19 protein-coding genes are annotated in these 23,753 nt (G+C 48.6%); 3 read left to right on the top strand and 16 right to left on the bottom strand.

Annotation, left to right across the window (positions count from 1 at the left end):
• Positions 1–35: 35 nt before the first annotated feature.
• The 10 genes from LQ567_RS03740 to LQ567_RS03785 all read right to left on the bottom strand — a co-directional run bounded on the left by LQ567_RS03740 (position 36) and on the right by LQ567_RS03785 (position 15,002).
• Positions 36–1,607 (bottom strand): sulfatase family protein, encoded by a 1,572-nt coding sequence (locus tag LQ567_RS03740; protein ID WP_231002760.1) that lies wholly within the window; start codon positions 1,605–1,607, stop codon positions 36–38.
• A gap of 56 nt (positions 1,608–1,663) precedes the next feature.
• On the bottom strand, positions 1,664–3,139 hold the full coding sequence (locus LQ567_RS03745) for a sulfatase family protein (protein ID WP_231002761.1): 1,476 nt from the start codon (positions 3,137–3,139) through the stop codon (positions 1,664–1,666).
• Positions 3,140–3,195: 56 nt separating this feature from the next.
• The gene (locus tag LQ567_RS03750; protein WP_231002762.1) at positions 3,196–5,127 is read right to left on the bottom strand and encodes a RagB/SusD family nutrient uptake outer membrane protein; all 1,932 of its coding nucleotides are present in this window, start codon (positions 5,125–5,127) and stop codon (positions 3,196–3,198) included.
• A gap of 53 nt (positions 5,128–5,180) precedes the next feature.
• Positions 5,181–8,360, bottom strand: coding sequence for a SusC/RagA family TonB-linked outer membrane protein (locus LQ567_RS03755; protein WP_231002763.1), 3,180 nt, complete (start codon positions 8,358–8,360; stop codon positions 5,181–5,183).
• 120 nt (positions 8,361–8,480) lie between these two features.
• Positions 8,481–9,644 carry a glycoside hydrolase family protein gene (locus LQ567_RS03760; RefSeq protein WP_231002764.1) on the bottom strand — a complete coding sequence of 388 codons (1,164 nt, stop codon included), beginning with the start codon at positions 9,642–9,644 and terminating at the stop codon, positions 8,481–8,483.
• 327 nt (positions 9,645–9,971) lie between these two features.
• Positions 9,972–11,279, bottom strand: a complete 1,308-nt coding sequence (locus tag LQ567_RS03765) for an alpha-L-fucosidase (protein WP_231002765.1) — start codon at positions 11,277–11,279, stop codon at positions 9,972–9,974.
• A gap of 29 nt (positions 11,280–11,308) precedes the next feature.
• Positions 11,309–12,574, bottom strand: a complete 1,266-nt coding sequence (gene fucP, locus LQ567_RS03770) for an L-fucose:H+ symporter permease (protein ID WP_231002766.1) — start codon at positions 12,572–12,574, stop codon at positions 11,309–11,311.
• 5 nt (positions 12,575–12,579) lie between these two features.
• The gene (locus LQ567_RS03775) at positions 12,580–12,921 is read right to left on the bottom strand and encodes an L-rhamnose mutarotase (RefSeq protein WP_231002767.1); all 342 of its coding nucleotides are present in this window, start codon (positions 12,919–12,921) and stop codon (positions 12,580–12,582) included.
• 11 nt (positions 12,922–12,932) lie between these two features.
• Complete coding sequence (locus LQ567_RS03780; protein ID WP_231002768.1) at positions 12,933–14,159, bottom strand: enolase C-terminal domain-like protein; 1,227 nt, start codon at positions 14,157–14,159, stop codon at positions 12,933–12,935.
• An 81-nt stretch (positions 14,160–14,240) separates the two neighbouring features.
• Positions 14,241–15,002, bottom strand: coding sequence for an SDR family NAD(P)-dependent oxidoreductase (locus LQ567_RS03785; protein WP_231002769.1), 762 nt, complete (start codon positions 15,000–15,002; stop codon positions 14,241–14,243).
• 129 nt (positions 15,003–15,131) lie between these two features.
• Here LQ567_RS03785 and LQ567_RS03790 point away from each other — a divergent pair, with 129 nt between their 5' ends.
• Both LQ567_RS03790 and LQ567_RS03795 read left to right on the top strand, forming a co-directional pair.
• The gene (locus tag LQ567_RS03790) at positions 15,132–15,992 is read left to right on the top strand and encodes an AraC family transcriptional regulator (RefSeq protein ID WP_231002770.1); all 861 of its coding nucleotides are present in this window, start codon (positions 15,132–15,134) and stop codon (positions 15,990–15,992) included.
• Between the two features lie 263 nt (positions 15,993–16,255).
• Positions 16,256–16,447 (top strand): hypothetical protein, encoded by a 192-nt coding sequence (locus LQ567_RS03795; RefSeq protein ID WP_231002771.1) that lies wholly within the window; start codon positions 16,256–16,258, stop codon positions 16,445–16,447.
• A 270-nt stretch (positions 16,448–16,717) separates the two neighbouring features.
• Here LQ567_RS03795 and LQ567_RS03800 read toward each other — a convergent pair whose 3' ends face one another.
• The 4 genes from LQ567_RS03800 to LQ567_RS03815 form a co-directional block, all read right to left on the bottom strand.
• Positions 16,718–17,143, bottom strand: a complete 426-nt coding sequence (locus tag LQ567_RS03800; protein WP_231002772.1) for a Dabb family protein — start codon at positions 17,141–17,143, stop codon at positions 16,718–16,720.
• 237 nt (positions 17,144–17,380) lie between these two features.
• Complete coding sequence (locus tag LQ567_RS03805) at positions 17,381–17,941, bottom strand: cupin domain-containing protein (RefSeq protein ID WP_231002773.1); 561 nt, start codon at positions 17,939–17,941, stop codon at positions 17,381–17,383.
• A 77-nt stretch (positions 17,942–18,018) separates the two neighbouring features.
• On the bottom strand, positions 18,019–18,636 hold the full coding sequence (locus tag LQ567_RS03810; protein WP_231002774.1) for a YceI family protein: 618 nt from the start codon (positions 18,634–18,636) through the stop codon (positions 18,019–18,021).
• A gap of 133 nt (positions 18,637–18,769) precedes the next feature.
• Positions 18,770–19,648 carry a c-type cytochrome gene (locus tag LQ567_RS03815; RefSeq protein ID WP_231002775.1) on the bottom strand — a complete coding sequence of 293 codons (879 nt, stop codon included), beginning with the start codon at positions 19,646–19,648 and terminating at the stop codon, positions 18,770–18,772.
• A 90-nt stretch (positions 19,649–19,738) separates the two neighbouring features.
• On the opposite strand from LQ567_RS03815, the gene LQ567_RS03820 reads away from it, so the two are divergent.
• Complete coding sequence (locus LQ567_RS03820) at positions 19,739–20,713, top strand: helix-turn-helix transcriptional regulator (RefSeq protein ID WP_231002776.1); 975 nt, start codon at positions 19,739–19,741, stop codon at positions 20,711–20,713.
• A gap of 443 nt (positions 20,714–21,156) precedes the next feature.
• Here LQ567_RS03820 and LQ567_RS03825 read toward each other — a convergent pair whose 3' ends face one another.
• Both LQ567_RS03825 and LQ567_RS03830 read right to left on the bottom strand, forming a co-directional pair.
• Positions 21,157–21,678, bottom strand: a complete 522-nt coding sequence (locus tag LQ567_RS03825) for a transposase (RefSeq protein ID WP_231002777.1) — start codon at positions 21,676–21,678, stop codon at positions 21,157–21,159.
• Positions 21,679–22,119: 441 nt separating this feature from the next.
• Entirely contained in the window at positions 22,120–23,631 is a 1,512-nt protein-coding gene (locus LQ567_RS03830) for a SulP family inorganic anion transporter (RefSeq protein ID WP_231002778.1), read from the bottom strand.
• Positions 23,632–23,753 lie beyond the last annotated feature (122 nt).

The raw sequence follows: 23,753 nt of genomic DNA on the forward strand, positions 1-23,753 counted from the left end.
TCGATCACCCATAATGTAGCTCTGCCTTACAAACGCTACCGTGCATTCATACCAGGAGCAGCACCCTGCTGCTCTTTTAACAGGATGGCTGCAGCTTCCTTATCGGCATAGGTTGTAATCAGTTTGTCTAACTGCTGCCGGAGCTGCTGCCGTATAGCTGCATAAGACGGGTCGTCGATCCGGTTATGCATCTCTTTGGGATCTTTTTCAAGATCATACAGTTCCCATTTATCGGCGATCTGGTAAAAACGGATGAGCTTGTATCGTTGGGTACGCACCCCAAAATGCGGGATCACCGAATGCTCCCCGGCCTCATAATAATGGTAGTAAACCGCATCTCTCGGATGATGTTCTGTATTCTTAAACAACGGTAACATCGATTTTCCCTGTACTTCTTTTGGCACCGGCAACCCTGCCAGGTTCAGCGCCGTTGGAGCAATGTCTATATTCATCACCATATCCTTATACACCGTGCCGGGCTTTATAACCCCGGGAAAACGCGCCAGCATTGGTGTCTTCATCGATTCTTCATACATAAACCGCTTATCAAACCAGCCATGTTCTCCCATATAAAACCCCTGGTCCGACAAATAGATCACCAGTGTATTTTGGGCCTCACCTGTTTTATCCAAATAATCCAGCAGCGCGCCAATATTACGGTCGAGGGAAGCCGCCGTGCTTAAATAATCGCGCATATACCGTTGAAATTTCCACTCTGTAAGTGCCTTTCCTGATAAATTTTTTGATATAAATTCTTTTTCGATTTTTTTATAGTAGGCACTGTATGTCATTTTTTGCTCATCATTCATCCGGTTATAATTCTCCGCCCCCATTATGTCGCTGGTCTGCATTACTTTTAAATCGTAACCCAGGCGCAATGTTTTTTCAATGTTCATATCCTGATGCGCTGCGGCATAACGGTTCTCGTAGTTGTCATAAAAATTATCCGGCAGCGGAAAGGTTGTTTTATCAAACCGGCCCAGGTCCTGCAGATCCGGCATCCACACACGATGGGTGGCTTTATGTCCTACCACGAGGCAAAACGGTTTTGAGGCATCCCTGGAAGCCAGCCATTTCTCGGCCAGTTCGGTGGTAATATTTGTAACATATCCCGTACGCCGTACCGTTTTGCCCGTCATGGTAATAAAATCCGGATTATAATAATGCCCCTGGCCCGGAAGGATCTCCCAGTAATCAAATCCCTGGGGTTTGGTGTCCAGGTGCATTTTGCCGATCCATGCCGTTTGATAACCCGCCTTCTGCAAACGTTTCACAAACAGATCCTGGCTGGCGTCAAACCTGCTCATGTTATCTTTAAAGCCATTGATATGACTGTACTTTCCGGTTAAAATACAGGCACGGCTGGGACCGCAAATGGAATTAGTAACAAAGGCGTTACTAAAAACCGCACCCTCTGTTGCCAGCCGGTCAATACCCGGTGTTGCCATCATCTTGCTTCCATAGGCGCCAATGGCCTGGTATGCATGGTCGTCGGAAACAATGATGAGGATATTGGGCTGCCGCGGCTTCCGGCTCTTTTGCGCAAAACCAGCACCCGTCACCAACAGCATGCCGCTGATTAGAAATAGCTTCTTAAAACGAATCATCTTATATTATTTGGATTATATACGGTTATCAGATAATTACCCGGGGTTATGCCCTTTCATTCCTTCCCTGTTGGTATTTTTCCGGGTTCCCGGCACTCTGCACAGGGTGTTTTGGTAAGATCATCTCCCAATGTTCTGCGGTACCGGCCGGCAACTTCCATGAGCACTGCAACCATTTCGGGATGCGCTTTTTGTACGTCCTGTGTTTCACCCGGATCATGGGCCAGATCATACAACGCCTGGGGCACCGCTACATCTGCATAACCGCCGGGGAAACCATTCTTCCCGGGCATATAGGTTTTATACGTCTGCCCCCGGTGCGGCAACACCAGTTTCCAGCTTCCTTTGCGCACCGCTTCCAGGTTGTTACGTCCGTAGTAGTACGCCAATTCATCCCTTGGGTTGGCACCCTCCTTCATAAACAGCAGTGAAGAAATATCTATTCCATCGATCTTTTGCCGAGGTAATGGTGCTCCGGCCAAACCGGCCAGTGTTGGCAGCAGGTCGATCGTGGCGGAAAGATTATTACACACCGTTCCGGCCGGTACCATTGCCGGCCAGCGAACAATACAGGGTTCCCGCTGCCCCCCTTCCCAACTGGACCCTTTTCCCTCACGCAGTCCGCCGGTATTACCGGCATGATCTCCAAACGTGAGCCAGGGACCGTTATCACTGGTAAAAACAACGAGGGTATTCCGGTCGATTCCCTGTTCTTTCAGCGTGCGCATAATTTCACTCACCGACCAGTCTACCTCCATCATTACATCTCCAAACAGTCCGGCGCCGCTCTTTCCTAAAAAACGGGGTGACGCAGCAATGGGTACATGTACCATGGAATGCGCAAGGTATAAGAAGAACGGATTTTTTTTATTCCGTTTAATGAAGTCGCAGGCACGTTCCGTATAGGTCGCAGTAAGCGTGCCCTGGTCTTCCAGTGTTTTAATAAAGCGTACCGGCCGGTCGCCCTCCAGCAAGGGTAAAGGCGGGTATTTGAATTTGCGGTCTGTAGTGTCTGTAACCGGTTTACCATCATAACCCACCGGCCACATATCATTAGAATAAGGCAGGCCCAGGTACTCGTCGAAGCCGTAATGCATCGGCAAAAACGGCGCTTTTGCACCGAGGTGCCATTTGCCGATCATGCCCGTTCGGTATCCTGCTTTCTTTAACGTGGATGCAATGGTTTCTTCAGCAGGATTTAAGGCCAATGTAGCCCAGGGCATCAGGGCACCATGCATACCGATCCTGTTGGGATAACAACCGGTGAGCAAACCGGCCCGTGAAGCACTGCATACGGCCTGCGCCGCATAAAAATTTGTAAACCGCATTCCTTCTGCAGCCAGTTTGTTAATTGCCGGGGTTTTGTACGGAGCACCCGCGTAACATTCCGGGTCGCCATAGCCCATATCATCCATAAAGATCACGACCATATTGGGCCTGGGCGCTTTCTGCAGCCCGGACTGTGCATCCACACGATTTACAATACCGGTAAACAGCAGGACGATAAAACAACAGTAGTTATATACTTTCATATGTATCTTTTAATACCTGAACAACGGGATCAAATTTAGAGAAAGAAAACGAGTTCTTACCAGCCATCTGTTTGTTTCAGAGCCGGATTGGTCACCATTTCCTGGGTGGGCACCGGTTCCAGATAAAATTTGTCGTTCCATCCGGCCGTGGCGGCAAACAGGGACTTTACATTCCGGTAGGTAGTGCCCGTACTTGCGTCGAAGGTAACGCCGCTCGGATAATCGGCTACGCGCATCCGTGCACCCAGCACTACTTTGTTCATGTAGGCACCTTTTGCCCAGCGCTTAATATCGTTAAAACGGAATCCGTCGCCCATCAGTTCTACCCTGCGTTCCCTGCGTATTTCCCATAAAACGGCATCCACATCGGGGTCGCGCTTTGTATCGAAGGTTCCGTTGATCTGTGCCACATTCATGTTGGGGAGTCCTGCTCTCGGGCGCAGCTTATTGATAGTGGCATCGGCCACTCCCTGGGTAAACTGACCCAGCTCAAACATGGCTTCTGCATAGTTCAGCCAAACTTCCTCGATCCGGAAAAGCGGGCAATCGTTACTGCTGCCATTGGAGGCATCCAGGGACAACCGGTTGTATAACTTCCAATCCTTATACCCTAGTATATTTCCGGCCTGCCCGGAAATACCGTTGGCTCCGTTATCGTAGATCAGGTTATTCAGGCTTTTTATATAACCGGCAAAATGCGGGATCTGCGGGATCACATTGCCGGGTGCAGGCGCCCAGGAAACCAGCGGCAGCGTTTTGGCCTTGCTGACGGTACCTGCCGCCAGTCCGTTCATTAACCGAATAAACTCGTTATAATTTGAAGAAGGCGTTTTAACCGTATCAAAGGTAACCCAGGGCTGGGCCCAGCCGTAGGCGGGGTTTGCTGTCATGGTAACGCGGTAAGGAGGACAAACCGTAAAATACAACCGGCGATCCCTGTTGCGGAAGGCACTGTATACAGAATCTCCATGATAGCCGGTACTTGTTGAAACCGGGAAACCATCCGAACACAGATAACTTTCCACCATATCATTCGTTGGGCAGGCAATGCTTCCGGAATTGCCCGTGGTGATAAAACGTGCGGTATGATGGGTTGTAGCGGTGGACGTATTGATGAGCATCCCCGACACATATTGTTTAAACAGGATAATACCCGGCTTTTTCATCAGGTCTTCATTGTTGTATACATCATCATAGGAAGGCAGGACGCTGGTAAAATCATTCATTAGTTTTTGAGAATAGGTAGTACAGGCCTGTAAATAGGTACCCGCACCGGCCAGGTTATGATATTTTCTCCATGTGCCCTCAAACAAGCCGAAGCGCGACAGCAATGCACGTATGCAATGTACATTAATGGTGTTGGGCCCGTCCTCATCTGCCTTTATATGTGCCTCGGCCCATACCAGGTCATTCAGGATGTGCTGCGCCACAGAATCCCTTGAGCTGCGGGACGCATAGAGTACCGTGCTGTCATTAATGTTAATCGCATGTTCCAGCCAGGGCACATCCCCAAATGCCGCCAGGAGGTCATAATACCGGAGCGCTCTGAAAAAATATCCTACGCTCCGCCAGTGATCTTTATCCGGTTGTGCCATGGATGATTGATCGATATGATCCAGCATCACGTTTACGCTTCGCAGATAAGCAAAATTCCATCCGGCTATCTGCAGGGCACCGGTGGCGCCACCCGCCTGTACGGGTATGGCTTTGGTACCGGTAATGTACAACGAGTTTGTACCTGCCGATACCTGGTAATTGTCGGAGTTTAATTCCTGCGAAGTAAAATAAGGTGGCAATGCAGAACCGGTTCCTCCATACCCCGAAAAATAATCATACAGGCTCCAGGTATAGGTTTGAAAATTTGCATACGAAATAAAAGCCGTGGCGTCCGTAACGGAATCAACCGGGCGCCTGTTTAAAAAATCCTTACTGCAGGAACCGGCGAGGATCGCAAGCACCGGCAGCAGGTATAGTATAGATCGTTTCATTTGTATTTTTTTTAAAACTGTTAACGTATTGTGATGAGGCTTATCGGCTATGGTTAGAAATTAAGATTGATGCCTATAGAAGATTTCCGTAACAACGGATAACCGAGGCCGGCGCCCAGGTTATTGATATCGGGGTACATCCCTCTGGGCATATGATCCCAAATAAACGGATTTTCGATACTGTAGGCTACAGACAGCCGGGTAAACAACGGCTGTTTAAAAACAGCAGGCGGAACATTATAGCGCAATGTAAGATTCTGTACACGCAGGTAAGCCCCGTTTAAAATAAACCGGGACTGTACCTGTTCATTGTAAGTCTGCGGCGTTCCGTTGGGCGTGGTGGTATAGATACGTCCGAAATAGGCATCGGGATTATCGGGTGTCCAGTAGTTGAGCTGGTTCTCATACAGGGCACCGTATACCTGCCAGTTGTTGGGAAAAAACAGATACGAGTTGCTGAACTGATCATTCTTGAGCACCCCGGCAATAACGAAGGAGAAATCAAAATTATAGCAGGACAGGCCACCCCTGATGCCGAACTGGTACCGCAGCGAATTATTGCCAATGACCCTGCGGTCGCCCGGATTTGCGAGGGTATTGAGCCCCTGGTTAATGATGCCATTACCGGTACCCACCGTATCCAGATCTTTATACATTATATCCCCGGGATTGGGAGACTGATTGGCCAGCCTGGGAATTCCGGCTTTTAATTTTCCATTCTTTAAGATAGCATCCAGCGACCCCGTTTCAAAATCATCCACTGTATAGAACCGGTCTGTTACATAACCCCAGATATCGCCCATTTTTTGTCCCACATACAACTGGCTGAGCAGGTTGTTGGGATTATTTACCTTGGTTACCTTAGAAGCGAAATCGTACAGGTTCGCCGAAAGATAGTAAGCTACCTTACCGATCTTGTCCCTCCAGTTCACTGCTATTTCAAACCCGTTTGTTTTTAGAGAAGCCGAGTTGATCAATGGCGCACTGGTGCCCAGTACGGCCGGAACCGGCGTATTATTGGTACTTAAAATCCCTTTGGTATTACGGGTGTAAAGATCAACATCGGCCGTTAGTCTATTCTTTAAAGCGGCAATGGTAATGCCGTAGTTCAGGGAGGTTACGGTTTCCCAGGTATAATCGGGGCTGATGAGCCCGGGCGTGGTTACCGTAACCACTTTGTTCCCGTTATTAAGCCAGGATGGATTGGTGGGGTTCATAGCGGCCATAAACTGGTATTCACCGATATTCTGATTCGCAACCGTGCCGAAGGTTGCCCGCAACTTAAGATCATTGATAACCGGCTTTATAAACTGCATAAAGGATTCGCCGGTTAACCGCCAGCCTAAGGATGCCGAGGGTGCAAAGGTCCAGCGATGTCCTTCAGGAAACCGGGAAGAACCATCGTAGCGTCCGTTCAGTTCCAGCAGGTACCTATTGTCATAGTCGTAATTCAGGCGGCCAAAGAATCCCCTCGTTGCAAACTGTGAGTAGTTATCCACGCCGGTTACATCACCGGTTGAGGTGGATATCGAAGGCAGCTCCTGATTGATGGGTTGCGTTTTGGAGGTAATCTCCTGCTCGTAATTCTTAAATTCCTGGTTGAAGCCGGCCATCAGTGACGCCGTGTGTTTTTGAACAACCTTTGAATAAGTGGCAAAAATGTTGGTGGTAATGTAATCCTTGGCTTCATTGTTTTTGCTGACCATATCATTGCCAAAGGGCTGGTTCGACCATCCGTAAGGATCCCGTAAATAAATGAGTTTATTGTAGGAGCTGGTTAATGCGTGATAATTATCATAACTGGCTTCCCCCGTAACCGAAAGCCCGGTGGCCGGTTTTAATATGATCCGGCCAATCATCCGCAATTGGTCATACCGGAAATTAGTCGGATACGTATTCGATACCAGGTTCTTTCCGGTGGCGATCTGCCCGGAATACCCGGGGATGGAATCCTCTGCCAGGAAACTCGGGATCCTTACGGCATAGGTATACGGATCTGCATAGCCCGGACGGCGCGTATTGGCATAGGTATAATTCGCATCCAGCTGTACATTCATCCATTTTGTAACATCGGTTGTAATGGCCGAGCGGATATTGTACCGTTTGAAATTATCGGCATTCGCCGAAGGAACCAGGATCCCTTTTTCATTGGTTGTTCCCAATGCAATGCGATAGGTTGTACGGTCGCTGCCACCGCTTATGGAAAGATTATTCATAAACTGGCGGGAGGCATTCCCCAGGATATCTCCCACTGCATCGTTGCCTTTCAGGTTATAAAAAATACCGTTGTCTGTAGCATATCCCCCGGGATATTGCTGCGGATTGGAATGATAATCACTGATCAGGGCGATCCATTTTTTGAGATCCTGCCCCTGGCCCACAGAATAGTTTGTGAGTCCGCCATCGATCAGCGCCTGAAGACTTCGTTGGGGCGTGGCCTTCCGTGGCAGCGCATCCGGTGTTGCAAAAACAATATTATTACTGTAGTTGAATTGCGGCTTCTGATTCTTTTTCCCCTTCTTCGTGGTAATCAATACCACTCCGTAGGCCGATCGTGAACCATAGATCGCAGCAGAGCCGGCATCTTTCAGAACGGTTATGGTTTCAATATCATTGGGATCTATTAAATTGAGCGGACCGTCGAATACGGTGTTGTCTACGAGGATCAGCGGTGCCCCGGTATTTATGGAAGCGTTCAGCGCCGTGCCAAAATCCGTTCCGCCTCTGATGTTTATGGAAGCCCCTTCACCGGGCCTACCTGAAGGAATGGTAACCTGTAAGCCCGGCACTACGCCCCGCAACAATGATGCTGTGGTACTTACCGGCCGTTCTCCCAGTATATCATCCATTTTTACGGTGGCAATGGCCCCGGTAACCTTATCTTTCCGTTGGGTACCATACCCTACCACCACAACATCCGATAACCCCTTTACATCACTTTTTAACGTTGCGTCAATTTTTGATTGATCTGTTAATTTCAGTTCGCTGATTTCATAGCCCACACCGGAAATAACGATTGTACCCGGCAGGGGTACCGTAATCTGAAATGCGCCACGGGAATCTGTGGCTACGGAGTTTTGCGTTCCTTTTGCTGTAATGGTGATACCGGGCAATAATTGCCCGCCTTCATCCCTGACGATACCGGTCACCTGTGTTTCGCTGTTCTGTGCATATGTTACCATCGAACAGCATAATACCCATAAAACGAGTAATTGTTTGTTGATCCTTCTCATAATTAAAACATATGGTTGTTTTTGTAATAAAAATTTTAAGCAGCAGGCATGTCCTGCCCTTGGGCAAGCAAATGCCCTGTATGCCTGAAGGCATATACCCCGAATCTTATATTGATTGTATTATTTCTTTGACAACGGGAAACAAATATTGAAACTGTTGTATTCAAAACCGGTATGGGTTGCATCACCCTTACCTGGCTCTTTTATGGAAGCCGCTGCAAATAATGCCTGCAGGTTGCCGTTTTTATCCTGTAGCAGGAAAGGCCGCTCCAGGTGTGCCAGTTCTATTGCAGGCCTTCCCTTTATCTTTAATTTCCGCAACGCTACCAATGAATGTGTTGCGGCATTCCAGTGCAGTCCGTCTTTCGAAGTAACCAATGCCAGGGCTCCAAATTGGGGAGCCAGCACCTTGTCATTCGAATAATATTTTACAACGGCATAAAAGCGTTTCCTCCGGCGATCGTACCACAGGTAAGGATCTTCGCAAGCCAGGTCTGCAGTTGTAAATACCTGTCCCAATAAACGGAAAGGCCGGTCCGGCTGGTCACTCACTGCCATCCACATGGTCATATGTCCCACATCGGGTCTTCGCGATTTAAACATCATATAGTATTTGTTATCCGGCCCACTGGTAACGCTGGGATTGGTGGCCACCTCAAATGTATGTTCATTATCAGGCTGCATTAATGGCCCCGGCGGTTTTTGAAACCGACCGCTTATAAGATCCGTAAGGCTGGCGGCTTTTATAACACCGATCTTTTGGGTGCAATTATATTTCAGCCAATGCAGCCAGTCTTTACCAACGGTACGGTTATCCGAAAAATGGAAATCCGTATCAAAGGAGTTGCTGATATAATACAGGTAATAATACGATCCGAATTTACGGATCTGCGGATTGTGCATCGTGTAACGATCCCAGCTGCCGGCATTGCCGCTGCCCCGCAGGATCGTTTTTACATAATGGTACGGACCCGCCGCCTTGTCGGCAACGGCATAGGCAATTTCAGAATACTTCAGCCAGCCGCTAAAGCCGTTAAAAATATAGTTCATCGAATCATCTGCCTCCGTACGCGTTCCATGCGGCCACCTGGAATAAAACATATGATAGCGCCCGTCTTCACCTTTTATTACGCTGCTGCACCAGGTATAAAATGAATCCGATACAAATAGCGCCGATGGATGCACCACTGCCGGCATCCTGCTTTGCAGGTTCAGGTCATCCTGGGCAAAAAGCACCGGTGCCCACCAAAGCAGGACCGCTAAAAAACAGCTTTTCTTTTCCATTTTATCTTTATTTGATAAGGGTCTGCGGCCGGCCGCAGGAAAAATCCGTTACCGGCCTCCAGATGACATATTATATAATTCGGCAGTTTTCTATGTAGTTGTTGCAACCGGCACATGCCGTATACCGCATCTTCGTTATCCATTACAAAGGAAATACATCTGCTACATTCAACCATTCCTGAAATGTGCCAATACCTGCACTATTTTAACACAATTGTATTTCCCTACATAAAAACTGTATAAGTGCTGCTGCTTCAGGATGCGTCAGGCAACAGCTGTCTGCATCAGGATCCCGGCGCCCTGGTCGCTTACCGGATAATGATACAGCTAGTTTCGGATCAGGGGAACCGTTTCGGTATGTTTATCCATTTCCAATACCAGCACCGAATCATTTTCATCCGGCAGCTGTTCCGGAAGCGGCAGAATGATCTGTTCCTGCTCCAGCCTGAAGGGTATTTTACCGCCCTGCATAAAATAAGCTTTCTTTACTTTAAGGCCCGGTATAGCCGGCACCTTCAGCGGTCCGGCAGGTTTTTTAAAAAGATGGATATAGATCTTATTCCCTTTTCGGGTAAAAGCCCGTACGCTATCCGGAGGGAAAGGTCCGCCCTTGGTAGCATAAATGGATGCACCATATTTCTTTAGCCAGTTGCCCATTTCGCGCAGGCGTACAACCTGCCGGTCTTCGATCCGGCCATCGGGCATGGGCCCGATATTCAGCAAGAGGTTGCCGTTACCGCCGGCGGTGCTCGCCAGGGTGCGGATACATTGTTCCAGTGATTTCATTGCATCATTGGGTTTCCAGGCCCATTGTTTACAAAGTGTAATACAGGATTCCCATGGATCCGTCATATTGATGCCACCGATCTTTTGTTCGGGTGTGGCATAATCGCCGGTTGTTGCAGGGCCCATTACTTCATGCGTACCCTTTCCCAGCCGGTTGTTGATGATCACTTCCGGATCCAGCTTCCGTAAAAAATCATAGATCTCCCGGCCGTGTGCTGCGGTCCAGGGCGCCTCCCAGTTTCCGTCGAACCAGAGCATATAGGGATGATAATTGGTCACCAGTTCGGTCAGCTGGTTCTTCATATACTGTATAAATTGCTGCATGTCTGCCTTTGGATCCGGTACTGCATTACCGTCGTTATGCAGGGGGTAACGCCGGTCGTACCAATCCAGTACCGTATAATAGATACAGAATTTGATATTGTATTTTTTGCACGCTTTTGCCAATGCCCCTACCACATCTTTTTTATAGGGTGTATTCATGATATTATAGGCCGTATAGGCTGTAGGCCAAAGGCAAAAACCATCGTGATGCTTTGCAGTAATGGTGAGGTATTTCATCCCGGCATCTCGGGCGGTTTTTACCCATGCATCCGCGTCGAATGATACCGGATCAAATTTTTTATACAGACTGTCGTAATCGTTTTGGGTTACTCCGTGGTTGCGCGACCAGCCGATCTCTGTTCCCCGTAGCGTAACCGGTCCCCAATGAATAAACATTCCAAACCGTTTATCCATAAACCCCTCCATTGTTTTTTTGCTGATGGTACTGTATGGCGCCTGCTCCTGTGCCACCAGGAGGCCGCTGCTTATAAGGATCAGTAACCCGATCATTTGTATCTGCTTCATTGTTTATACCTTTTTAAATGATGTTATTGTTATTTGTTATTTCCGTACCGGGGCCGGTGTCCTTTTACCGCAAAATACAGCACATATATATAGCAGAGCGCCGGAAAGATAAATGCCCAGCCAATACCCATCCGGTCCGAAACCAGGCCCATTGCCGGTGGGATCAATGCACCGCCCACAATACCCATGATCAATAAGGAAGAACCTGTTTTTGTATGGCGGCCCAGGCCATCGATACTTAAGGTAAAAATGACCGGGTACATAATGGATGTCAGCAAGCCTACCATCGATAACAGGAATAAGGATCCATAACCATTCACCAACATAGCCAACACCACCAGCAGGAAGGCGCCTCCCGCAGAAACAACCAGCATCCGCGATGCAGCCGCCTTCCGCAGTATATAGGCTCCACCCAGCCTGCCCGCCAATACCAGTGCCATAAACAGTGAAATAAACAATGCCGCCTTCTGTTGTGTGAGTCCCGGCACCTTAAGCGATTGCGCATACCGGATTAAAAAGCTTACGATGCCCACCTCGGCACCTACATAACAAAACACCGCACCGGCCCCCAGCAACAGGTGCGGATAATGGAGCATTGCTTTAAAGGAATGCGTTCCTGTGGCTTCATCCCGGATCGGCGGAAGTTTTATAAACAGCAATACCAGGGCCATTATCAGAAACAACAATGCCAGCGAAACATAGGGCAGTTTTACAAGATTGGCCTCGGCTGCCAGGAAGTTTTGCAATTGACTTGCGGAGTATGTTTGGATCACCGTTTCCGGGATATCTTCTTTATGTAACAGCAGTAATGCTCCGATATACGGCGCAACGGTTGCACCCACAGATCCTACTGCTGCAGACAGACTTAATCTGCTGGATGCTTCAGACGGATCCCCTAATTTGGAAATATAGGGGGTGGCTGTTACTTCCAGGAACGTAAATCCTGCCGCCATGATAAACAGCGCCCCCAGGAACAGGGGGTAGTAACGGATTTCTGCAGCGGGGTAAAACAGCGCGGCCCCGGCAGCGGCTACCAGCAGCCCGGTTACCATGCCGGCTTTGTAGCCTTTCCGGTGAATATACATACCGGCCGGTATGGCCAGCAGGAAATAAGCCCCGAAGAAGGCCGATTGTATCAGCGATGACTGAAAATCGGTTAACCGGCAGGCGCGTTTCAGGTGCGGGATCAATATATCATTGATGTTCCGGCTCATGTTCCAGAAGAACATCAGGCTCATTACAATACACAATGGCACCAGGAAGCGGGCCGGTTTTGATATGGATAATGTAGACACTCCGATCAATTGTAAAGCTTAAAAATCTGTTTCATTTCTACCCAGTGTTCACCCGGTTTTGCAAAGGACAGCCGTTGCTGGAATGCATTCATCAGCCGGGCCCATTCCTGTTGCCGCGGCAATGCGGCCATGGCCTCGAAGCCGGCTTGCAGATCGAAATCATCGGCCGTTTCCAGGATCATCACTAACCGGTTCCCTGCCCGGTAAATATCCATTGTATGCATGCCGCAACTCCGGATGCCGCTGATAATTTCCGGCCACACCTGATCCTCCCGGTGATGGGCGTCATACCGGCCAATCAGTTCCGGATCATCTTTCAGATCTAACGTTAAACAAAAGCGTTTCATCTTTCATCATTTTATGGTTCTATCAGTGCACAGGAGCTGCCCGGCTCCTGCGGCGTTTTATATTTTCCGTTTTCAATCTGTACAGGGTGAACAAATTGTTTTTTCAAATGCGGGATATGTTCCAGGAACAGTGCCTCATGTCCCAGCTTGATATGATTAAACAATACCAGGTGCTGATGCAGCTGTCCCATATCACCTACATGCGGTACTACGGGGATGCCATATTTCCGGCAAAGCAAACTAACCGTAATGAATTCGCTTACGCCCCCCAATCGAACCGCGTCGGCCTGGATAAAGCCCGCGCATTTTGCCTGCAGGTAATTTTTAAAGATCACCCTGTTGGGCACATGCTCCCCAATGGCCAGTGGCACGGGCGCAATGGCTTCCGCCAACACGCGGTGCGCGGCGACATCATCCGGATGGGTAGGTTCTTCGATCCAGTAGGGTTTTACAGCGCTCAGTGAACGGCAGATCTGCAGCGCCTGCGGCAGGGTCCACTGCTGATTGGCATCCAGCATCACTTTTACCGTATCACCGGCGGTTGCCCTTACGATATGAGCCCTCCGGATATCGCGTTCGGCATCGGCCGATCCTACCTTTAACTTCAGGGCAGAAAACCCGTTGTCAATAGCCCTGCGGCAGTTTTCACGAATTTTTTCATCATCGTAATTAAACCATCCTACTGAAGTATCATAGCCCGGGTATCCGGTTTCCAGGATCGACTCCCTCAGGGTGCTCGTTGCCTCCTGACTACGGATAAGGGTGACAGCTTCCTCCCTGCTCAACACATCTTCCAGGTAACTCAGGTCCAGCGTATGTACCAGTTGTTCTGCGCTGAGATCGATCAGCAATTTCCAGAGGGGTACACCTCTTTTTTGCGCCCAAAGATCATAACAGGCATTGGTTACCGATGCCAGTGCCAGGTGCACGATCCCCTTGTGCGGGCCCAGCCACCGGAACTGCTGTTCGTTTGACAAGCGGTTGAACCAATGACCAAAGTCCGACATCACCGTTTCGATATCCAGCCCTTTTAATGTATTTGCGTAAAATGCGGCGGCCTTACATACCAGGTCATTTCCCTCACCCAGTGTAAAGGCAAAACCGGTACCCCTGATCCCACTATCATCTACCAGCTCTGTAACCGCATACGAATAAACCGGATCCCGGTGCACCGCATCGCTGCCTGCTCCTCCTGATAATGAAAATCGTCTGTCCTTAATCGCTATATCCCGGATCATATATTCTTCCCGTCAAATGTTTAATAAAAATGTCATTCATACAGAACCGCCGCATTGTATGCATCGCTCCGGTTCTGTGTTTTACCGTTTGTACCCCAGTTCTGCTCCTCCACCCACGGGCAGGATACAGCCTGTTATAAACCGCGCTTTTTCGGAAACCAGGAATACGCAGGCATCTGCAATCACATCCGCTTCGGGACAATAGCCCAGTGGATGGATCCCGTCAAGATAGGTTTCAATATCCGCCGTATCCGGCTGTTCGGCTGCCCATTCCCGCAGCAACGGCGTCCATACTCCGGCCGGGGCCACAGCGTTCACCCGGATGCCATAAGTGGCATAGTCCAGTGCCATCGATTTGGTAAGCGCATCCACAGCACCCTTGGTTGCGGTATATACAGCATGATTGGCCTGCCCGATGCGGCCCACCATACTGCTTGTATTTAAGATACATCCTTTCGATTGTTGTAATGCCGCAAGCCCGCACCGCGTTGTTAAATAAATGCTGAATACGTTTACCTGCATCAAGGCCTGCCATTCGCCAACCGTAGTTTCATGCAACGGTTTTGCCGGTGCAGCAATACCCGCATTGTTATGTATACAATCGATTCTTCCGTAATGCCGTTCGACCTGGGCGATGGCTGTTTTTACCTGTGTTTCGTCGGATACATCGCATGGCAGATACAGATCTGCGTTGCCCGGCTTTGCACTCAACCGTTCCATCGTTTCCCGCTGTACGTCCAGCACCGCCACCCGCGCGCCTTCACCGATATAGGCCTTTACACATTCATAACCGATACCGCTGGCCCCGCCCGTAACAACAATCACTTTATTTGATAATACCATGGCAACTTTCGTTATTCACAACAAAGAAATAAAATAACCGGCAGGAAAAGCCGCATTGTATGTGCCATTACCTACACTATTTTAACATAAATGGCTTACTTTTGGCTAACATAGGAATATTATTTGTGTATGAAACCTATTCTGCTTAAAATTACATCTGGTCCGGCGATCTCGTTCAGTGCAAGATCCGACAGTAAATCTTACAAGAACAATAGCTGGCATTATCACCCGGAATTTGAACTCATTCATGTGATAAAAGGGGGCGGCACGTTGTTTGCCGGCGATGGTATTCATCATTTTAAAAGCGGAGACCTGGTGTTTATTGGCAGCTATCTGCCCCACTACTGGAAGTTCGACAGTTTGTATACGTCCGACACGCCTGTAAAATCCTATATAGAACTGACACAGTTCCGGGAAGATTTTTGGGGGAAGGTTTTTTTAACGATACCGGAAAATCAGAAGATCGCAGCACTTTTAGATAAGAGTAAGAAAGGACTGGTGCTCAAAGGTGCAAAGGCCGAAGCAGCCAAAGGGCTTCTTACAGATCTGATCGCTGCCACAGATACCAGGCGGGTAATTTTGCTCCTGGAATTGCTGATCTGCCTTTCGGAATGTAAAAAAGCAGGTACGATCTCAACGGCCTATCAAAGTAATAATCCATTCACCCAATCGGACCGGATCAATAAGATATACAACTATACCCTTCAACATTTCAAATCCACGATCTATATTAAAGAAGTGGCAACGCTTGCCAACCTTACTGTTAATTCTTTTTGCCGGTATTTTAAATCCTGCACACGTAAAAGTTATACGCAGTTTATTGCAGAACTGCGGATCGGGCATGCCTGTAAACTCTTGTCCGAAGGTCAGAAAAGCATTAAGGAAATCTGCTATGAAAGCGGGTTTAACAATATCACGCATTTTAACCGGCAGTTTAAAAAAATGAAACAAATCCAGCCGAACGAATACCGGAAACTGATACATACTTAGGATTGCCGATCCCTTGCCAATACTACGTTTTTGTTGCCGCAGACCCGCAGATGTTTGTGACGATAATGATCATTCCAAGAGCAAAAAGCCAGTATGCTTCAGATAAGCTGCTGTTTTCTTTCCCAAATTGAAAGATTTCCACCTTTTGTCCCCAGGATATTTGCCCGGTACGCCGGGCTGTTTTTTATGCGGGATATTTTGATACTTTTATGGCAAGTATTTAACAGATACCGGGTATGATAGCCTGGTTAAATAGTTTATATATGATCATTGCTGCTTTATTTCCGGAATTTGAATACGGCCATGCACAGCTGAACAAATTTGTGGAATCCGCGGGCTTTTTTACCATCCTCCTTAAATCGGGAGAAATCATTCATTTTTCGCCCGAACGCCCGGAGGAATTCCGGGAGTGGTTGCACATCCACAAGATTGTTGCCATCAAGGCCGGCAATTAATCCTTCCCGAATATAAACGTGCACCACAAAGGCACTAAGGGTACATTGTTCTTATTTCACCCGGTGAGCCTGGTGTTCGCCACGAAGGCACAAAGGCTCTAAGATGTATTAGCGTTAATATTTATTGTACTTTTCTTCTCTTAGTGATGCTTATTTCACGAAACGACGCAGAGGGGCAAGGACGTAGCGAGCCAGCTGTTCGCTTCGAAGGCTTAATGATGCACTAAGATCAGATCTGTCTTTGTGTTTTTCGGTCTCAGAGGCACCTACTTATACAGTGCTGTCTGTAATCATATCGTACACCACCACCCGTTCCCAAAGATGACTGCATTTTTCAACAAAGGCTTTGTGCAGAGGATGTACCTGGTAATCGTCCTGGTCCTTGGTGCTGTTAAAATACATCAGCTCCGAAACCTGGAAGCTGTTATCCACTACCTCCCGCTTTACAGTAGAAGCCGGCGTACCAATGAGCAACTGCCGTACCTGCGGGACCGCCTTCAGCGTTTTCAGCCCTGCAATCAACTCTTTCTTGTCGGCCTCGGCATCGGGATTCTTTAACCAAAAGAATACATGATGAATTACCTGCTGCCGGGGGGCTGCCGGATGCTGACCAATCATTGCGGGTGATGCGGCCAGTACAGCTGCATTTTTTATGAATCGTCTCCGGGTATGCGCTCGCTTGTTTTTATGCTGCATATGCTGTGTTTAAAATAATCAACCGTGTTATCGCATAAAGATACGGAAAGCCGGTACAATGATCACTGTACGTTGCATACCGCATTTTAAAGCGCCGCTTCTCTTTCTTATGTGGAAGCTTTGGTTGCGTGTAAAACAGTATGCTATGGTAAACAGTTTCCTTTGTATCACACAAGCATCACCGGCTAAAAGTTCAGGCAACAATGATAGTTCCATCGCATACAGCTCTTATACGCTTTAGCCGGCATCCGGTTTATAATATTTATACAGCTCCCGGTGCACGCCCTTTATACGCGCAATACGGGCCAGGATGCCAAATATTCCTTTTTGGATCGCCGGCGGCAACCCGGGGAGGTAACTTTCTCCTTTTTGAAGGATGATGGCCAGGTGCCAGATATGCGGCATTCCCTTTTTATTGGTTTTGCCATCGGCCGCAAGTCCATAAGCAATGCGCAATGTTGCTTCAAAATGCCGCGCCGGTTGAATGGTCACTCTGAACCTTACCGGCCGCTCGTTGCTCCTGTTAAAAAAGCGATGGACCACTTTTGGAGGTACCGTTACCGTATCGCCCGGATTCAGATCGTATTCGGTTTTTCCGTATTGTACGCTCAATGTACCTTCCAGCACTTCAAAGGCCTCGCTGTAATTTACATGGTAATGCGCATCGTTGCCCCCACCGGGTAACAGCACTACTTCAACAAGCGTATATGCGCCATTTGTTTCCACGGCTGTTTTCAGAAAGGTAACGGTATCCCCGATCAGCGGATGGGTAATGGTTTTTGGTAATATTGTTTGCATCTGTATTGTTTTTATCATTCATGGAAATGCCGATAAGGATTTCCGGCAGCGTATGCTTGCCGCCGGAAACGCCGGTATTAATCGTTTGTTTTTATGGTACGGATGTGTAAGGTTATCGCCACGTTGGGTAATATGTACAAGGGCTGCTCCGGATCGCTAAAACTGTTCATGCCCCAGTTTAGCCGGTTCAGGTTGAACGTGGCTTCGGTCTGGATGCTGTCACCAGTCATTGTAACCTTCGCCGGAAAACGCAGCTGGTGTGTTTGTCCGATCAATGTAAAATCGCCGGTTATCAGCATATTGGCACCATCGATGGCCGTTGGTTCCTTTTGATGATACGGCTGCACTTCCGTAATTTGAAAACGGGCTTCGGGATATACCAGCAGATTAAAAAAATCGGCACTTTTTAAATGGGTCAGCAACTGTTCTTTCAGCGGATCTTCCAGATCGAAATCCCGGATGCTGGCAATCGGGATCCGGAATGTTCCGTTTTTTATCCGACCATGCCGGTCGGCCTTTAAGGTACCGGTTATATCAAAAGCGCCGGTGTGAAAGTGATCGGGGGCAGCACCCTTCCATTCGACGGAGGATGCGGCTGCATCTACTTCAAAAGTAGTGCTGATCCCCGCACCATTGCGGGAACAGGAAAACAGGGAACATACCATTGCGGTAAGCAGAACATGTTTGATCTTCATTTTTCTTTATGATTGTTTAGTGATAAAATTTGTATGGAAGTGATTACTCCATTCGGGCAACGCAAAAAACAATCCGGCGCTCAGATGGATCAGAACGTCTTTACAGAAGCACCGGACTTTTAAATAATGTATTTTATTTAAGCGAACGGAAGTATTGGTATAAAGATGCCAGCTCTTTGTCTGTATACCGTGCTGTCATTTGCCAGGGCATATCTTCATTCTTCATCGGATGGCCGGAAGGCGTGGTACCCGTGCGAAGGGTATATATAAATTGTGCCTGTGTCCATTTACCGGTATTGCCGCCGGCGCTGAGATCTGGTGCCGGGAGCATGCCCGGCAGCAGCGCTTCGCCGCCTTTCAGGTCTGCACCATGACATCCGGAGCAGGATGCTGCCAGGTATTTTCCCTGGCCGATCCCCTCCAGGGTATCGGCAACCTTATCCAGCGTCCTGAGATGATCGATCTTTTCTACGGGCAACAGCGGAATTTTATCAAAAAAAGCCAGGATACGTGCAGCCGGGCCAATGCTTGTGGGCGGAAGTTGATTGTTAACAGGCGGCAACCGGTTGCAATACGCAATGATGGCGGCCATATCACTTTCGGACATCATCGCTGTTTCCTGTGCCGGCATCAATACCAGCGGACGGCCATCCTTTCCTATGCCATGTTGTAGTGCCCGGAACCAGTCTTCAGATGTGTAATCTGCTGGTAGTCCGCCCCGGCCCCTGGTAAGATTTGCAGCACTGACCCTTCCAATCATTCCATCGTCGGCAATGATCTTGCCGGACATCTGTGTGCCATGACATTCGTAGCAGCCTTTTATCGCCAGCAGATGCGCACCCTTCAGAAGACTGACACTGTCGGAGAGAATAGTAACAGGTGCAACCGTATATCTATACCGCTCCTGCATCCGGTTATGAACATTCAACGATATACCGGCATATGCCACTAATGTTAATATCAGCAATGCAGCCAGGACAATACCACTCCATTTGAATATTTTTCTAAGCATGATAAAATGATTTATTTTTGCGCAAATTTCAGCTGGATACCGTAACTGCAGGATACGCCAAACGGATTGATCATTACGCCAAACGGATTTATGGCCTTTAAATTATTGAATACAGATCTTCTCGATTTCGAGCTGCTTTCCAACCTGGAACCGGGCGCCCCCAATCCGCTACAGGAACAGGTCACCAGTTTGCACCCACGCGCAGGGGCACTACAGCTGCATACAGATACGTTTCCGCATATTCATTTATCGCAGATCCAATGGAACACGACCGAGGAACTGGAAATGCACGGGGCCACCAGCAGCGATACCATCAATATCAATTTCCAGCTGGACGGGCATATGTACTCCCGGTTTACGGGAATTGAACACCCGATGGATATGCAAACAAACCGTCATAACCTCGTATATGCCCCGGAAGCTGGTGATCATCATCGTATCGCCGGCAATCATTCACTGTCGTTGTTACATATCATTATCGACAGGTTTTTTTTTACCGCTTCAATCGGTTGTAACGACCGCTGGAGCGAACAGGTGCAGCGTAACCTTGAAGCGCAGCGCCCCTTTTCCGGTGCTCCTCTGGCCCGGTCTGTTTCCGGCAAAATGCAGTTGTTACTGAGCAGTATCCTTAATTGCACAGAAACCGGAACCATGCGGAGCCTTTTACTGCAATCCCGTATACTGGAACTGATCGCATTGGAGATCGAACAGTTTTCTGCTCCGTCACTCACCACAAACATACCCTGGGAGGAACAGGAGCGCTTACATCAGTTAAAAGCATATATCGATATCCATTACCTGTCGGATCTTAGTCTGCACCAACTCAGCCGGGTAAGTCTGCTCAATGAATTCAAACTTAAAAAAGGATTTAAGCAGCTTTTTGGAGAAACCTTGTTCACGTATATTCACCGCTTACGCATGACGCATGCGGCGCTGCTGCTGCGGGATACACGAACCACTATAGATGAAATTGCGTTGGTAGTGGGCTATGCCTATGCCCACCATTTTTCCACGGCATTTAAAAAGCATTTCCAGGTAAGCCCCCTGAAATACCGCACCGGCTGATCCCTTCCTTTCCATATCTCCTGAAAGGGACGTAGAAAGCAGTCACCATGATACTCATCCGCAGCGTCCCCGGCGGGAGACGCCGCGGCGAACGAATCCCCTTCCTTTCCATATCTCCTGGAAGGGACGTGGAAAGCAGTCACCATGATACTCATCCGCAGCGTCCCCGGCGGGAGACGCCGCGGCGAACGAATCCCCTTCCTTTCCATATCTCCTGGAAGGGACGTGGAAAGCAGTCACCATGATACTCATCCGCAGCGTCCCCAGCGGGAGACGCCGCGGCGAACGAGATTTCTCTTCCTTTCCATGTCTCCTGAAAGGGACGTGGAAAGCAGCATCACCATGATATTGTTCCGCAGCGTCCCCTATGGGAGACACTGTGGGGAACGGGATCCGATTCCTTTCCATGTCTCCTGAAAAGGACGTGGAAAGCAGTCAGACGTTCATCGCAGTGGAAGCGTCAGGTCAATATCAGCAAGTTCGCAATAATGAAACATATCATAAACGCCCTGCACTCCCGAAATATAATAATGAGCGGAGCTATGAATATAATCCGCGGGGGCGGATGCAAGTTTCCATCTGCCTTTGCAGGGATTATCATGTATATAATTCAATTTTTGAAGCATATAAGTATTCGTGCGGCATTCTTTCCAATCGAACGAGGGTTCCCATACCTCATGTATTTTATGTTTCATTTTGCCTCGTTTGTCAACTGCGGATGATAATTGCGCTAACAAACCTTCTGCTCCATCTCTTTTCAGACGGTCAACAATACTGTAAGCTAGAAAGCGCTTCCCATTCCCTACAATCGTATTGATTAATTGACCGGTGTTCCGGAATGCGATTAGTGCATGAACATGATTGGGCATGATCACATATCCGCAAATGTAATGCCCCTTAGATCTCAAATGATCAAACCATTTGTAAATCATATCGTATGCATCTGCAATAGCAATCAATCGCATCCACCGGTAACAGGTAAATGTTATAAAATATACGCCTTCGGTTGCAGTTATGGTGTGTTTCACAGGCATAAGCGAATTTAACGATTTTTCCGTTCCTTTCCATGTCTCCTGGAAGGGACGTGGAAAGCTTCATCACCATGGTATTCTTCCGCAGCGTCCCCTATGGGAGACGCCGCGGGGAACGAAATCCTCTTCCTTTCCATGTCTCCTGAAAGGGACGTGGAAAGCAGTCACCATGATACTCATCCGCAGCGTCCCCAGCGGGAGACGCCGCGGCGAACGAGATCGCTCTTCCTTTCCATGTCTCCTGGAAGGGACGTGGAAAGCACCATCACCACGATATTGTTCCGCAGCGTCCCCTATGGGAGACACTGTGGGGAACGGGATCCGATTCCTTTCCATGTCTCCTGAAAAGGACGTGGAAGCTCCACCCCGAAAGCACTATCGCTCCTGCATTACATTATATGTTGGATCTTCCAGTACATTTACCTCGATGGTATCTCCGGCATTCTGCAGCAGCCGCTTACAGTCGGCACTTAAATGCCGCAGGTGAATTTTCTTATTCAGTTTAGCATAGCGCCCGGTGATCTTATTCAATGCATCGATGGCAGACATATCAACTACCCTGCTTTCCCGGAAGTCAATTACCACTTCGTCCGGATCATTCGTTACATCAAATTTTTCCAGAAAAGCGGTGCAGGAAGCAAAGAACAGCGGGCCATAAATTTCATAATATTTTACACCGTTATCGTCTGTGTATTTGCGTGCACGGATGCGTTTGGCATTGTCCCAGGCAAAAGCAAGGGCTGAAATCACCACCCCCACCAGTACCGCCAGTGCCAGGTTGTGCAACACTACCGTTATGAGCGCCACCAGTATTCCTACCACGATATCCGTCCTGGGAAATTTCGTAATGATCCTGAGGCTTACCCATTGAAAAGTACCGATGGCCACCATCATCATCACCCCAACCAGGGCCGCCATTGGAATCTGTTCAATAAATGGTGCCCCTATAAGGATCACTGCCAAGATCGCCAGGGCGCCGATCAACGATGACAGTTTGGTACGGGCTCCTGCATTGAGATTTACCAGGGTTTGAGCCACCATGGCGCAGCCGCCCATGCCGCCAAAGAACCCATTTACAATATTTGCAGTGCCCTGCGCAACCGCCTCTTTATTGGAAGCGCCTTTGGTTCCTGTGATTTCGTCTACCATATTCAGTGTAAGCAGCGACTCGATCAATCCTACACCCGCCATAATCAGCGCATAGGGAAAGATGGTCTTTAAGGTGTCTAACGTGAAGGGCACGGCAGGTAGGTGAAAGGATGGCAAGGATCCGCTAACGGAAGCGATATCCGCTACTTTCCGGGTATCGATACCCAAAAAGAACACAACACCGAAAACGACCAGTATCGCTACCAGTGATGCCGGAACGGCCCTGGTAATTTTCGGAAACCCGATAACGATCAATATGGTCAAAAGTGTTAACCCGGCCATTGTATACAATGCCGTTCCTGTAAGCCAGCCCTCCGGCGTTTTAAACTGCGCCACCTGGGCCATAAAAATAATTACCGCCAGCCCGTTTAAAAACCCAAACATCACCGGCTGCGGGATCAGGCGCACAAACTTGCCCAGTTTTAGAAACCCTACCAGTAACTGGAGGATACCGGCAAGTACTACCGTAGCAAAAAGATATTCCACCCCATGCGCTGCGGCCAGTGCGATCAGCACCACCACGGTTGCACCAGCGCCGCCGGAAACCATACCCGGACGCCCTCCCAGAACAGCTGTAACGAGTCCCATCAGGAAGGCGGCATATAATCCTGTGAGGGGCGACAAACCGGCCAGGATAGCAAAGGATAATGACTCCGGGATCATCGTCATGGCTACGGTGAGGCCGGCCAGAATCTCTGCTTTATAATTTGTATTACTGTTCAGTCCGAGTAAGCGCATTTGTTATTTTTAATGAATCATATTCCCCTATGATCTGCAGCGTCTCCTCCCGGGAGACGCCGCGGGGAACGAGATTTCTCTTCCTTTCCATGTCTCCTGGAAGGGACATGGAAAGCAGCATC

This window comes from Niabella pedocola (assembly GCF_021044425.1).
Classification (GTDB): Bacteria; Bacteroidota; Bacteroidia; order Chitinophagales; family Chitinophagaceae; genus Niabella; species Niabella pedocola.